Source organism: Streptomyces sp. NPDC006643 (assembly GCF_042870175.1).
Taxonomy (GTDB): domain Bacteria; phylum Actinomycetota; class Actinomycetes; order Streptomycetales; family Streptomycetaceae; genus Streptomyces.
In genome coordinates, this window is sequence record NZ_JBIAHA010000014.1 from 88,597 (window position 1) to 101,475 (window position 12,879).

Annotated in this window: 12 protein-coding genes and 1 tRNA gene; 7 read left to right on the forward strand and 6 right to left on the reverse strand. The window is 71.5% G+C overall.

Going from position 1 to position 12,879, the window contains the following annotated elements:
- The first annotated feature begins 101 nt into the window (after window positions 1–101).
- Window positions 102–803, forward strand: coding sequence for a DUF5984 family protein (locus ACFYNU_RS19940; protein WP_356591424.1), 702 nt, complete (start codon window positions 102–104; stop codon window positions 801–803).
- Window positions 804–813: 10 nt separating this feature from the next.
- Window positions 814–1,617 (forward strand): cobalt-precorrin-6A reductase, encoded by an 804-nt coding sequence (locus tag ACFYNU_RS19945; protein WP_356591423.1) that lies wholly within the window; start codon window positions 814–816, stop codon window positions 1,615–1,617.
- Here the strand turns inward: ACFYNU_RS19945 and cobF are convergent.
- Window positions 1,574–2,350 (reverse strand): precorrin-6A synthase (deacetylating), encoded by a 777-nt coding sequence (cobF, locus tag ACFYNU_RS19950; protein ID WP_356591421.1) that lies wholly within the window; start codon window positions 2,348–2,350, stop codon window positions 1,574–1,576. The genes ACFYNU_RS19945 and cobF overlap by 44 nt on opposite strands.
- A gap of 118 nt (window positions 2,351–2,468) precedes the next feature.
- Here cobF and ACFYNU_RS19955 point away from each other — a divergent pair, with 118 nt between their 5' ends.
- Genes ACFYNU_RS19955 through ACFYNU_RS19965 form a run of 3 tightly spaced genes read left to right on the forward strand, consistent with a single transcriptional unit; the run spans window position 2,469 to window position 5,268 of the window.
- A complete protein-coding gene (locus ACFYNU_RS19955) occupies window positions 2,469–3,188 on the forward strand; it encodes a (Fe-S)-binding protein (protein WP_356591419.1) in 720 nt (239 codons plus the stop codon).
- Window positions 3,185–4,627 (forward strand): LutB/LldF family L-lactate oxidation iron-sulfur protein, encoded by a 1,443-nt coding sequence (locus ACFYNU_RS19960; RefSeq protein ID WP_356591417.1) that lies wholly within the window; start codon window positions 3,185–3,187, stop codon window positions 4,625–4,627. Before ACFYNU_RS19955 ends, ACFYNU_RS19960 begins: the two co-directional genes overlap by 4 nt.
- On the forward strand, window positions 4,624–5,268 hold the full coding sequence (locus tag ACFYNU_RS19965) for a lactate utilization protein C (RefSeq protein ID WP_356591415.1): 645 nt from the start codon (window positions 4,624–4,626) through the stop codon (window positions 5,266–5,268). The genes ACFYNU_RS19960 and ACFYNU_RS19965 overlap by 4 nt, the downstream gene beginning before the upstream one ends.
- A 26-nt stretch (window positions 5,269–5,294) precedes the next feature.
- On the opposite strand, the gene ACFYNU_RS19970 is transcribed toward ACFYNU_RS19965, so the two are convergent.
- The gene (locus ACFYNU_RS19970) at window positions 5,295–6,839 is read right to left on the reverse strand and encodes a carotenoid oxygenase family protein (RefSeq protein ID WP_356591413.1); all 1,545 of its coding nucleotides are present in this window, start codon (window positions 6,837–6,839) and stop codon (window positions 5,295–5,297) included.
- 143 nt (window positions 6,840–6,982) lie between these two features.
- A complete protein-coding gene (locus ACFYNU_RS19975; protein ID WP_356591411.1) occupies window positions 6,983–7,474 on the reverse strand; it encodes a DUF309 domain-containing protein in 492 nt (163 codons plus the stop codon).
- A 111-nt stretch (window positions 7,475–7,585) separates the two neighbouring features.
- Between ACFYNU_RS19975 and ACFYNU_RS19980 the strand changes: the two genes are divergently transcribed.
- Window positions 7,586–7,659, forward strand: a tRNA-Pro gene (locus ACFYNU_RS19980).
- Between the two features lie 589 nt (window positions 7,660–8,248).
- Window positions 8,249–8,704, forward strand: a complete 456-nt coding sequence (locus ACFYNU_RS19985; protein ID WP_356591409.1) for a response regulator transcription factor — start codon at window positions 8,249–8,251, stop codon at window positions 8,702–8,704.
- A gap of 33 nt (window positions 8,705–8,737) precedes the next feature.
- Here ACFYNU_RS19985 and ACFYNU_RS19990 read toward each other — a convergent pair whose 3' ends face one another.
- The 3 genes from ACFYNU_RS19990 to ACFYNU_RS20000 all read right to left on the reverse strand — a co-directional run bounded on the left by ACFYNU_RS19990 (window position 8,738) and on the right by ACFYNU_RS20000 (window position 12,845).
- Window positions 8,738–10,618, reverse strand: coding sequence for an ATP-binding cassette domain-containing protein (locus tag ACFYNU_RS19990; protein WP_388766884.1), 1,881 nt, complete (start codon window positions 10,616–10,618; stop codon window positions 8,738–8,740).
- Window positions 10,615–12,564, reverse strand: coding sequence for an ABC transporter ATP-binding protein (locus ACFYNU_RS19995; protein WP_356591407.1), 1,950 nt, complete (start codon window positions 12,562–12,564; stop codon window positions 10,615–10,617). The genes ACFYNU_RS19990 and ACFYNU_RS19995 overlap by 4 nt, the downstream gene beginning before the upstream one ends.
- 152 nt (window positions 12,565–12,716) lie before the next feature.
- On the reverse strand, window positions 12,717–12,845 hold the full coding sequence (locus ACFYNU_RS20000) for a SapB/AmfS family lanthipeptide (protein ID WP_023536623.1): 129 nt from the start codon (window positions 12,843–12,845) through the stop codon (window positions 12,717–12,719).
- Window positions 12,846–12,879 lie beyond the last annotated feature (34 nt).

Below are 12,879 nucleotides of genomic sequence, written 5' to 3' on the forward strand. Positions count from 1 at the left end.
CTCTCGATCAACCCACGGCGCCCCCGAGCCGTCGCCGTTCTCCAAGTCTCATGCTAGGACGGCGTCTCAAGGCGCGCGGCCCCATCTGCGAGACTCACCCCGTGATCGAATTCCGGTTCGGACTGACGCCCGTGAACGACATCCACCCCTGGGGCGGCGACACCCCCTCCCTGTCCTGGTTCAGCCTCACCGACGGCTGGTACGACCTTGAGGCCGACGGCCGCCATCTCTTCCGCTACCCCGACGGCTCCTACGTCGACTACTACGTGGTCCGCCTCTGGGAGGACTTGCTCGACGCCCTCCCCCTAGCCCTGGAGCCCGTGCCACGAGACCTGGTCCCGTTCATCGCCGGTGACCACTCCACCTGGCTCCCCGCCGACTCCCCGGACACCGAGGCGGCGGCCGGCTGGTACGGCCAACACAGTCTCGACATGGGGTACTTGGGGGCCGCGCCCCACATCCGCTGGTGGCGGACCGTCGGTGGATCCGGTGACGACCTCATGACCGTCGCCTGGACCCACGCCGAGGACGTGGACGACGGCCGTGTCACCCTCCCCACCACCGACTTCATCGCCGCCGTGACCACCCTCCACCGCAAACTCTTCGCCGCGATGGAAGAGCGCGTCACCGCCCTGGAAGCCACCGGCCCCCCATCCGGCGTCCACATCGACCTCCCGCACCTGCGCCATGAACAGCAGGACCGGGCGACCTGGCTCAGCCGCGCCCTGGAGCGCACCTGTGACACCGACTGGACTGCCGTACGGGGCGGGGCCCGCCTCCTCGTACCCCTGCCGCCCCCGTAGCCTCGTCCGTATGCCCGACCGTCCCACCGACCCGCGCGTGCTCATCCTCGGCGGCACCACCGAAGCCCGGCGGCTCGCCGACGCGCTCGCCGCCGAAGCCCCGCACCTGCACGTCACCACTTCCCTCGCCGGGCGCGTCGCCCACCCGGGAACTCCCGCCGGACATGTCCGCGTCGGTGGCTTCGGCGGACCCGACGCGCTCGCCGCGTGGCTGGTCGCGCACCGTATCGACGTCCTCGTGGACGCCACGCACCCCTTCGCCGCCACCATCAGCGCCCACGCCGCCCAGGCCGCAGCCGCGTCCGGCACCGACCACTTCGCCCTACGCCGCCCCGGCTGGCCCGCCGACCCGCGGGACCGCAGACACGCCGCCCGCTCGCTCGCGGACGCCGCCGCGCAGCTCCCCGCACTCGGCGGCAGGCGCGTCTTCCTCACCACCGGCCGTCAGGGACTCGCCGCCTTCGCGGGGCCCGAACTGGACGGGCTGCACTTCCTCGTACGCACCGTGGAACCGCCCGAGCCGCCCCTGCCCCGCAGTACGCACCTGCTGCTCGACCGGGGCCCGTACACCCTCGAAGGCGAGACGGCGCTCCTGCTCGAACACCGCGTGGACATCCTCGTCACCAAGGACAGCGGCGGCCAGGCTACCGCCGCGAAACTCACCGCCGCCCGCGAACTCGGCCTGCCCGTGGTCATGGTCGAACGGCCGCCTGCGCCCGAAGGAGTACCCGAGGTCGGCGACGTACGAGCCGCACTCGCCCGCCTCGGGCTCAGTCCCCGGGCGCGTCCCGCCGCAGCAGATACGTGTCCATGATCCAGCCCTTGCGCGCGCGGGCCTCCGCCCGTAGCTCCACGATCCGGTCCGCGACCTCCGAGAGCCGCCCCGAGACCAGGATCTCGTCCGGCGTGCCGACGTACGCGCCCCAGTGGATCACCGGATCCTCCGCCAGATGGTGGCGGAACGACTGGTGCCCGTCCAGCATCACCACCACATCGTCCACGCCCTCCGGCCACGCCTCCGCCAGCCGCCGGCCGGTGGTGATCTGCACCGGGCGCGCCACCCTGTTCAGCCCCGTGCGGTGCTTGGCGAGCAGCGCCGAGACGCTGCTGATGCCGGGGATCACCTCGTGCTCGAAGCCGACGGTCCCGCGCGCCAGGATCTCGTCCAGGATGCCGAGCGTGGAGTCGTACAGCGCGGGATCGCCCCACACCAGGAACGCGCCGATCTGGTCCTCGCCCAGCTCGTCGCTGATCATCCGCTCGTAGATGTCGGCGCGCCGGGTGCGCCAGTCGCCCACGGCGGGGGAGTAGTCGGCGCCACCGGCCGTCCGGTCCCGCTCGGGATCGCGCGCCTCGACCAGCCGGTACTCCCGGCCGTCCGCGATGTGCTCCGCGAGGATGCCGTGCCGCAGCCCGATCAGGTCCGCTTTCGCCTCGCCCTTGTCGAGGAGGAAGAAGACGTCCACCCGGTTCAGCGCCTTGACCGCCTGGAGGGTCAACTGGTCCGGGTCGCCCGCGCCGATGCCGATCACATAGATCTGTCTCACCGGCCCGAGTCTGCCTCATGCCCGCCACGCGAGACCGAAGGCCCTTCCCGCTCCCGTTATACATCGGATGTCTGCGTGGGTCTTACGTTCGCCGGGGGCCCCGACATATGCTCCGGCCATGCGTGTCGCCCTCTTCGTCACCTGCGTCAACGACGCGGTGTATCCGTCCACCGGGATCGCGACCGTGCGGCTCCTCGAACGCCTCGGGGTGGAGGTCGACTTCCCCACGGCGCAGACCTGTTGCGGACAGCCTCAGTACAACACCGGCTACCGCGCGGAGACCGAGCCGCTCGTACGCCGCACGGCCGCCGCCTTCGAGGGGTACGACTACGTGGTGACCCCCTCGGGATCCTGCGCCGCCATGGTCCGCCAGCACTACCCGAAGATCGGCGACGCCTCCGCCGCCGCCCTCGCCACCCGCACCTACGAGCTGACCGAGTTCCTCGTCGACGTCCTCGAAGTGACCGACGTCGGCGCGTACTTCCCGCACACCGTGACCTACCACCCGTCCTGTCACGGTCTGCGCCTCCTCGGCCTCGGCGACCGGCCGCGCCGGCTCCTGGAAGCCGTCGACGGACTGGAGCTGCGCGAGCTGCCCGGCGCCGACGAATGCTGCGGTTTCGGCGGCACCTTCGCCCTGAAGAACTCCGATGTCTCGACCGCCATGGGTCAGGACAAGGTCAACAACGCCGTCTCCACCGGCGCCGAGGTCCTGTGCGGCGCCGACAACTCCTGTCTGATGCACATCGGGGGCGTACTGCGCCGCGAGGAAGCACCGCTGCGCGCCCTGCATCTCGCCGACATCCTGGCGAGCACCCGAGAGGAGCCCCTCGTATGAGCGGGACGTTCGTCGGAATGCCGTCCTTCCCGCGCGCGGCCAAGGAGGCCGTGCACAACAAGACCCTGCGCGGCAATCTGCGCCACGCCACCCACACCATCCGCGACAAACGCGCCAAGGCGGTGGCCGAACTCGCCGACTGGGCCGAGCTGCGCGAGGCCGGGAAGCAGATCAAGGACCACACGCTGCGCCATCTCGACCGATATCTCGTCCAGTTGGAGGAGAAGGTCACGGCCGCCGGCGGCACCGTCCACTGGGCGGCCGACGCCGACGAGGCCAACCGGATCGTCGCCGGCCTGATCAAGGCCACCGGCGAGAGCGAGGTCGTCAAGGTCAAGTCGATGGCCACCCAGGAGATCGGCCTCAACGAGGCCCTGGAGGCCGAGGGCATCGCCGCGTACGAGACCGACCTCGCCGAACTGATCGTCCAGCTCGGCGACGACCGGCCCTCCCACATCCTCGTCCCCGCCATCCACCGCAACCGCGGCGAGATCCGCGACATCTTCCGCGAGAAGATGGCCGACTGGGGCCGCGCCGCGCCCGACGGCCTCACCGACGTCCCGGCGGACCTCGCCGAGGCGGCACGCCTCCACCTCCGCGAGAAGTTCCTGCGCGCGAAAGTCGGCATCTCCGGAGCCAACTTCATGGTCGCCGAGACCGGCACGCTCGTCGTCTTCGAGTCCGAGGGCAACGGCCGGATGTGCCTGACGCTGCCCGAGACACTGATCTCCGTGGTGGGCATCGAGAAGGTGGTGCCGAGCTGGCGGGACCTGGAGGTGTTCCTCCAGACGCTGCCGCGCTCGTCGACGGCCGAGCGGATGAATCCGTACACCTCGACCTGGACGGGCACGGCCGACGGCGACGGGCCACAGACTTTCCATCTCGTCCTGCTCGACAACGGCCGCACCGACACCCTCGCCGACGAGGTCGGCCGCCAGGCGCTGCGCTGCATCCGCTGCTCGGCGTGTCTCAACGTCTGTCCGGTGTACGAGAGGGCCGGCGGGCACGCGTACGGCTCCGTCTACCCGGGGCCGATCGGCGCCATCCTCAGCCCCCAACTCCGCGGCACCCAGAGCGAGATCGACGCCTCGCTGCCGTACGCGTCGTCGCTGTGCGGCGCCTGCTACGAGGTGTGCCCGGTCGCGATCGACATCCCGGAGGTACTGGTCCATCTGCGGGAGCGGGTCGCCGACCAGGGCGGCAAGGGCCACCGACTGGAGAAGGCCGCGATGAAGGCGGCGGGATGGGTGCTCGACCATCCCGGTGTGCTGGGGGCGGGCGAGCGGGCCGCGTCGAAGACCCGGAGGCTGCACCCGTCGAAGCTGCCGGGGGCCGGTGCGTGGACGCGGAGCAGGGAGCTGCCGGAGATGCCGGCGGAACCGTTCCGCGAGTGGTGGAAGAAGAACCGGCAGTCGAAGACGGACGGGACGAAGCCGTGACGAGCACCAGCCCCGCACCGGGCTCCCGCGAGCGCGTCCTCGCCCGGATCCGCGCGGCCGTCGCCGACGCGCCCGACGCGCCCGAGGTCACGCGCGACTACCTCGACACGCACACCCCCGACGCCGGCATGGTCGACCTGCTGGCCGAGAATCTCGCCGACTACCGGGCCCTCGTCCACCGCACCGACTCCGCAGCGCTCCCGGACGTGCTGATGCGCCTGCTCGCCGAGAACGGCTCCCGCACGGTGCTCGTACCGCCGGGTCTGCCGCCGGAGTGGCTCGCCGCCGCCGATCCGACCCGTATCCATGACCGGGAGGCCTCCACCGCGCGGGAGTTGGACGAGGTCGACAGCGTCGTCACCGGCTGCGCCGTGGCCATCGCGGAGACCGGCACCATCGTTCTGGACGGCAGTCCCGACCAGGGCAGGCGCCGTATCTCCCTCGTACCGGACCATCACATCGTCGTGGTGCGGGCACCCGAGCAGGTCGTCGCGTCCGTACCGCAGGCGATGCCGCGGCTCGACCCGACCCGACCGCTGACCTGGATCTCGGGTCCTTCCGCCACCAGTGACATCGAGCTGGACCGGGTCGAGGGTGTGCACGGACCGCGCACGCTGGAGGTCGTCCTGGTCGAGGACTGACCGACCAGGGCCGTCATCCCCGCTTGTCACGCGTCGGGCACCCAACTGCCGTGGAATCCCAGCGGCACCCGCCCCGGCAGGTGGATCCGGGCGACCGGCCGGCCCGTGAAGTCCTGCGCCGAGAGGATGACGAGGTCGGAGGCGCCGCGCTCGGGGTTGTGGACGTAGGCCAGCGTGTAGCCGTCGTCCTCGGCCGAAGTCGAAGCCGAGCCCGAACCCGCAGTCGAACCCGCAGTCGAAGCCGTACGGGCGGGTACGAAGACGGCCTCCGACGTCGCCGCGCCCTTCGGGAAGCGGCGCACCTGGCTCGTACCCCGGAACAGGTCGTGCTTGATCAGCTCGTTGCTGAAGGATCCGTCCGGCGGTACGCCGTCGACGGTGCCGTAGGCCCGCCACATGTCGGCGGCCGACGCGGAGTACGCGTACCGGTTGCGGTGCGCGACCAGGGCCTCGTTGACGCGCGGGAACTCCTGCGGCCGGTCGTCGAGCCGCCGATGGCGCACGCTCCCGTGCGCCAGGTCGATGGTCCAGCGGTCGAGGCTGGGTGTCCCGTCCACCGAAGGACCGCCGTAGTTCCGGCCCTCGACATACATGGGGGCGGGCATGGACGTGAAGTCCATGACGATCCGGTCGCCCTCGTCGTAGGCGTTGAGGGTGTGTGAGTAGTAGAGCGGATCGACCTCGAACCAGCGCACCGGCCCGCCGGTTCGGCGCATGACACCGACCCGCATCGGATGCCGCTTGTTCCACTTGTACGGCACGGTGGCGCCGGCCTCGGCCCCGGCCATGTCGAAGGTGATCGGGACGTCCACGATGACGACATGACGCTCCGTCAGGGCGAAGTCGTGCATCATCGGCGCGTCCGCGACCGGGATCCTCGTCACGCGGACCACCTTGCCGGTGTGGTCGATCACGAGATGCCGCACATGGTCCCAGGTCGGGTAGTACGAGACGGCGTGCAGCTCGTCGGCCCGCGCGTCGTACTTGGTGTGGGCCGTGAACGCGCCTTCGAGCGTGGAGCGGAAGTCGTACGGGCGCACCGTGTTGAGGTCGCCGTCGAGTTCGTACGGCAGCGGCCCGCTCTCCTGGAGGGCGAGGATGCGGCCCTTGTACGGGATCACATGCGTGTTGGCGGGAAAGTCGTCGGGCGGCACCTCGCCGGGATACGTCTCGCCCAACTTCTCAGCCACGGAAGCCGATCGGACCCAGCGATTGCGGTACCACTCGGCGCGACCGTCGCGCAGCCGGACACCGTGCACCATCCCGTCGCCCTGCATCCAGTGGTGCGCCCGCGGATCCTCCAGACCGAGCACGTTCGGACCGACCCGCAGATAACGGCCGTTCAACTCGCGGGGGATCCGGCCCGTCACCGGCAGACCGAAGGCCGTCAGCTCCTCCGTGACCGGCGCGAACGGCCCCTCCAGGAAGGGGTACGAAACCCCTCCGGTCAGCCCGCGCGCTGCGGCCTGGGCGGTGCCGGCCCGGCCGCCCGCGCCGTACACCCCCACCACACTGCCCGCCGCCGCGACGGCCGCGCCCTGCAACACCCTGCGTCGTGTGTGACCACTCATCGCAACTCTCCCTGTCTCGACCGGTTCGACCGGTTCGGCAGGCCCGTCAGGCCCGGCAGGGAAGATCTTGCTGCGGATACCCGCGCAGGTCAGGAGGGTTGGGGCCCGGACGGGGGTGTAGCCGGCCCGTCTGTTCCGGAGTGTCACTCACTCCCGGACCGGGTCAGCCGCGGCGTCTCGGCGACCGCCTCCACCGCCGGGGCGTCGTCCAACCGGTCGGCCAGCTCATGGGCCCAGGAGATCAGCCCAGGGACGTCGATCCCGTACGGCGCCTGGTCCTCGTACCCGGAGATCCGCCCGGCGCCCCGCAGCAACAGCCGCGCCCCACCGGTCGTATTGCCCCGGGCGGCATGCGTGAGCCCCACCGCGAGCTGCGCCATTCCCCGCCACAGCGCCTCTTCCTCATCGGGCCCCGACTTCCACGCGTCCTCGAACACCTCGTGCGCGTGGAAGGGCATCCCCGCGTCGAGCAGCCGCTGGGCCTCCCGCAACGTCTCGCCGGGCGCCCGCACCACCCCTTCGGGCTGCCGCTCGACCCCGTCCGCCCCGTAGGGCAACGGCCGCCCCAGCCCGTCCCTCGGCCGCGCGTTCCGCGCCCGCCCCTCGATGTCCCGATCCCGCCGGCTCTCCGTCATGCCCCGATTGTCTCCCGCCCCTCCCGTCTCAGAGGCGGCCCGTGGCCCGCCCGGGGTGGGGTAATGTTCTCCACTGTGGCCGCCGGGGAGATCTCCCGGACGGCGGAACAGCGGGACGTGGCGCAGCTTGGTAGCGCACTTGACTGGGGGTCAAGGGGTCGCAGGTTCAAATCCTGTCGTCCCGACTCGTGAGAGTCGTTGATCAGGGCCGGTTTCGGAGAAATCCGAAACCGGCCCTGATCGTTTTGGGGACCGGCTGGGGACCAGGGTCCCTCGACCGGTGATTCGGAGCCGAGGCTGCTCCCTGCGGCACGAGACCGGCCCCGGCCGTCAGGCGCGGGGCATATGCGGAGCGGCGGCGCGGATTGGTCGCTCAGAAAATTTCGACTTGATTCAATCGCCGATTGACCGGATAGCTCTTTTTCATTCCACTTGCCGATTCGATGTGACAGTTTCTCCGGGGGGCCGGGCGGCGAGTATTTCGTGAGGGGGCGTACTGGGGAGCGCGGGGGCTCACGGTGATATGAAGAGCGCACCATCTGCGGGTCGATACGGAGTTCCGACCGGCGTATGCGGGGCAGTGGATGTGATGCCGACAGGTGACCGACCACTACAAGGGGGACATGCATGATCAATGTTCAAGTCGTACACAGAGTGGGGCTGTTCCGATCGGCTCTCGTGGCGTTGTTGCGCTGTGAGGAGACACTCGATGTGTCGGCCTCGCCCAGACGGCTGTGCCGCCAGGGGGCACGCGGGCCGTTACCGCATGTATGGGTGGCCGACATCGACTGTCTCGATGACCCGGCGCGCACGGGACGGTCCGTGCCCGGCAACGGGCAGGGCGGTAAGGGAGCGTTATTGGTACTGACCTCGGCGCGAAAGCCGGGAGCGCTGCTCAAGGCATTCGAGGCGGGGGCGCTGGGATATGTCAACAAGGACGGTGACCCCAGCCGGCTGATCGAAGGCATTCACCAGGTCGCCCGTGGCGAGCAATTCGTGGATGATTCGTTGGCCTGTGATTTCCTCAGAGCGACGAAAATCCCCCTTACCCCGAGGGAGTTGAGCGCGCTGACGCTCGCGGCGCAGGGGTTGCCGATAGGCGAGATCGCGCACTCGCTGAGCCTGTCGAGCGGAACGATACGCAACTACCTGGCCTCCGCCATGCGCAAGGTCGGCGCCCGCAACCGCATGGACGCCATCCGCATCTCCCAGGACGCGGGATGGCTGTAGCGGCGCCCTGATCGAGGCTCCGGCCGGGGGCGCTCAGCCGCCGGCCGTCCGAGGTGTCCGCTGCCAGTGGCCGACCAGATCGCGGTAGAGCGGGGAACTCGTCAGCAGTTCGTCGTGGGTGCCGAATCGTGGTGTGGTGCCGTCCAGGACGAGTGTCCGGTCCGCGCGGCGCGCGGACGACAGCCGGTGGGCCACGACGATCAGCGCGCCGGCGGGGATACGAATTCCGTCGGCGACGGCGCGCTCGGCGAAAGCGCGCTCGGCGCGTGCCTCCGTGACCGGGTCCAGATGGCAGGTGGCCTCGTCGAGCACGACGAGCGGCGCGGGGGAGAGATAGGCGCGGCACAGCGCCAGCAACTGACGCTCACCGTGGGACAGCCTGCCGGGGTCGAGTACGGCGTCCGGACCCCCCAGCCGGTGGACGAGGGGCGCCGCGCCCAACACCTCGATTGCGTGGGCCAGTTCGGCGCTCGTCGCATCGGGTCGCAGGTGCCGGAGATTGTCGCGGACACTGCCGGTGAAGACATACGCCTGCTGGGGGATCAGTACGCGGCGTGCCGCCAGTTCATGGGGCGCCTGACCGGTCATCGGTTCCCCGCACAGCAGCACCGTGCCGAGGTCGGGCGTGACGAGTCCGGCGATGACGCCCGCGAGGGTCGACTTGCCGATGCCGCTCGGGCCGACGACGGCCAGGTGTTCGCCGCGCCCGACGGTGAAGTGGAGGTGTTCCAGCACGGGTGGTGAGTCGGGGCCGTAGGCATGGGTGACGGCGCGGACCTCGACCGCCGGCGTGTGGTGGTCGCGAGGACGAGGGCGAGGACGGAGTACGGCTTCGGCACCGGCCCCGCCGGCCCCGCCGGCCGCGTCGGCGCGTCGGGGCGTGGGGAACGGCGGTCCGTGAACGGCCGTGGCGTCCTGGAAGCGGTCGACCACCACCAGCAGCCGTGTCCCCGCCGCTCCGAGCGCCGTCATCATGCTGTGCAGCGCGGGCAGCAGCGCTTGGAGCAGGTAGGTGAGCGCCCCGGCCAGCGCACCTGTCGTCACCCCCTGCCGCAGAAGCCATGGGGTGGTGACGAGCAGCAGAAGGACGGGGAGCTGGCCGGCGATGCCGAGCGCCATCGTACGTACCCCCGCCCAGCGCGCCAGCACCCGCGACGTCTGCTCGGCGCGGTCGAAAAGCCGATCGGTGTCCGCCACGGCGTCCGCCTGTGCGCCGCAGGCCACCAGGTCGCGATGGCCGGCCGAGACGGCGCCCACCCCCTGCGCCACGGCCTCGTCGGCGTCCAGGAAGCGGCGCTGGGCGGAGGCCATCGGGAGCAGCGTGGCGAGGAAGAGCGCGATGCCCAGGACGAGCGGCGGGACGACCACGAGCAGCAGTTCGGGGGCGAGGGCCAGCAGGCCGACGAGCGCGCCGACGGCGTTGAAGACGAACGCCCGCACGGTGAGGACGAGCCCGGCGAAGCTGTCGCGGACGATCTCGGTCTGGTGGGTGAGCCGTGAGACGGCACCGGCGTCCGAGCGGTCGTCGGTGTGGGCCGGGTCGGTGACCGCCCGGCGCAACGCCTGCCGGACCGCGCGCCGTACGAGGGCGTCCCGCAACGGCTCGGTCAGCTGGGCGAGTTGGGCGAAGACGCCCCGTACGGGAGGTCCGGCTCCCAGGATCGCCACGGCACCGACCGCGAGCCAGCCGAGACCGGTGCCGGTGTGTCCGGCGAGGAAACCGCGGTCGAGGGCCTGGGCGAGGCAGTACCCGCCGAGGAAGGTCTGCGCGGACTCCAGCAGCGACCAGCCGCCGAGCCGTAGGAGGACCCGCTTCCTGCTTCCCAGGAAGCGCCGGGCGGCCGGCAGGTTCCGGCCCAGCATGCCCCGGCCGGGTCGTGCCTTGTCGGCCGGGGCCTGCGCGGCGGCACTCATCGGTCGGTCCCCTCGATAGCGGGTGTGGGCGAGTGTCCGCGGTCGCTGACCGCCGTCGGGGGAGACGCGGGTTCCGCGGGGGCGAACAGGGCGCGGTAGGCGTCGGAGCGCCACAGCTCCTCGTGCGGGCCGGTCGCCCGCACCCGGCCGTCCTCCAGCCAGACCACCAGGTCGCACCGGGCCGCCGAGGAGAGGCGGTGGGCGACGATCAACCGGGTGCCGTGGCGGACGTCCCCGGCGAGGGCGGTTGCCACCTGGTGTTCCGTGACGGTGTCCAGACTGGACGTCGCGTCGTCCAGCACCAGCAGCCGGCCGGCACGGGCGAACGCCCTTGCCAGGCCCAGACGTTGCAGCTCACCACCGGAGAGCGGCGCGGCGCCCGGCGGGGTCGCGTAGCCCTGCGGAAGCAGCCGTACGAACGCGTCCGCGCCTGCCGCACGCGCCGCCGCCCGGACCCGCTCGTCGGTCTGTTCCCGTTCCTCGGTCTGTTCCCGTTCTTCGGTCCGCGCCTGCTCCTCGGTCCGCGCCTGCCTGTCGGTCCGCGTCCGTACGTCAGTCTGGGGACGTTCGTCAGTCCGGGGGCGTCCGCCGGGGCCGGTCCGCTCCCGTGCCGTCGGTGTGCGGCCGGCCAGTGCCTCGCCGAGCGTGGCGCCGAACAGGACCGGGCGTTCGAAGGCGTAACCGACCTCTCGGCGCAGTTCGTCGTGCGGTACGGCGCCGAGCGGGACGCCGTCCAGCAGGACGGTCCCCTTGTCCGGCTCGGTGAGCCGCCCCGCGACCGCCGCCAGTGTGGACTTGCCCGCGCCCGAGCGGCCGACCACCGCCATCGACGTGCCGCCGGGGATCGTCAGGTCCACGGCGTCGAGGACGGTTCGGCCGTCGCGCGTCACCGCCACGCCGCGCAGCTCCAGTGTGCCGGGCCCCTCGGGCGGCAGGCTCCGCGTTCCGTACGTCATGGTGGGCAGGGACATCAGCTCGGCCGTCCTGCGGCCCGCCGCGCGGCTGCGGATGAGCGAGCCGAGCAGGCCCGCCGCCGCACCGACCCCGGACGCGAGCGCCGCGTAACGGGCGACGGCCAGCAGATCGCCGACGCTCATGTGCCCGGACGCGAGGCGAACACCGCCGACCGCCAGGACCGCGGTCGTCAGCAGTGGCATGAGCACCCCGCTCCGGGCGACGGCGGCGCCGTGGATCCGCCACATCCGGCTGCCCTGCGCGGCCAGTTCGGGCAGCGGGGCCAGGATCCGGTCACGGTCGCGGACCTCGGTACCGGCGGCGGCGATCGTACGGGCCCCGGCCAGCGCCTCCACCAGGCGCGTCGCGATGTCGGCCTGGACCCGCTGGTAGGTCGCGACGCTGTCGGAGGAACCGCGGGCGAAGGCGCGCAGTACCAGCATCAGAAGCGGCAGCCCCGCCAGGAAGGTGAGCGCGGTCCACGGGTCGATCAGGAAGAGCGCGACGACCGCTCCCACCGGCGCGAGCAGCGAGGCGCCGAGCGTCGCGGCGGAGACGGGCGCGGTGCTCGCCTCGGTGGCGTTCGCGGTGAGCCGTACGGCCACGTCGCCGGGCGGGAAGCGGGACGCGTGGCCGGGCCAGGCGAAGAGCAGATGGCGGGTGCCCCTGGTGCGGAGCCAGGCGGCCGAACGGGCGCTGGTGGTGCCGCCGAGCACGGCCACCAGCGCGTCCAGCAGTACCTCGGCGACGATGACGGCCGCGCAGGCGAGCAGCCAGGGGTCCGCCTCCGGACTCCGGTCGAGCAGGAGGTCGAGGGTGCGGCCGAGGACGGCGGGCAGCGCGAGGGACGCTGCCGCTGACGCGGCGGAGCAGAGGAAGACCGCCGTGGTGCGGCCCGCGCTGTGCCGTGCGGCGCCCAGCAGGAGTCCGGCGGCTGTCAGGACTCCGGTGGCTTTCGCGTCACGGCTGTCGGGAGCGGACGGCGTCTTCAAGAAGAGGGTCCCCCTCGGTCCGGGCGGCGGTGGCCGGTGCGGCGACCGCGCGTCGCGATGACGTACGCCCGAGAGCGCCGGACGGGCTGGAGAGCCCGTCCGGCGCTCGCGGCACCAGGTCATCGGCCGGCCGACGACCTACGGCGGTGTCGTCAGTTACAGGTGGTGATGCTCAGGCTGCTGTCACCGCAGAGCAGCAGGCTCGCCCGGCTGCCGGTGGCGACGTCACCCGTGGCCTCTTCCTTGGGGGTCTCCATCGACTGCAGGTCAAGAAGGTTCATGACAGTGCCTCTCTTTTATGGGGACGGTGTGCTT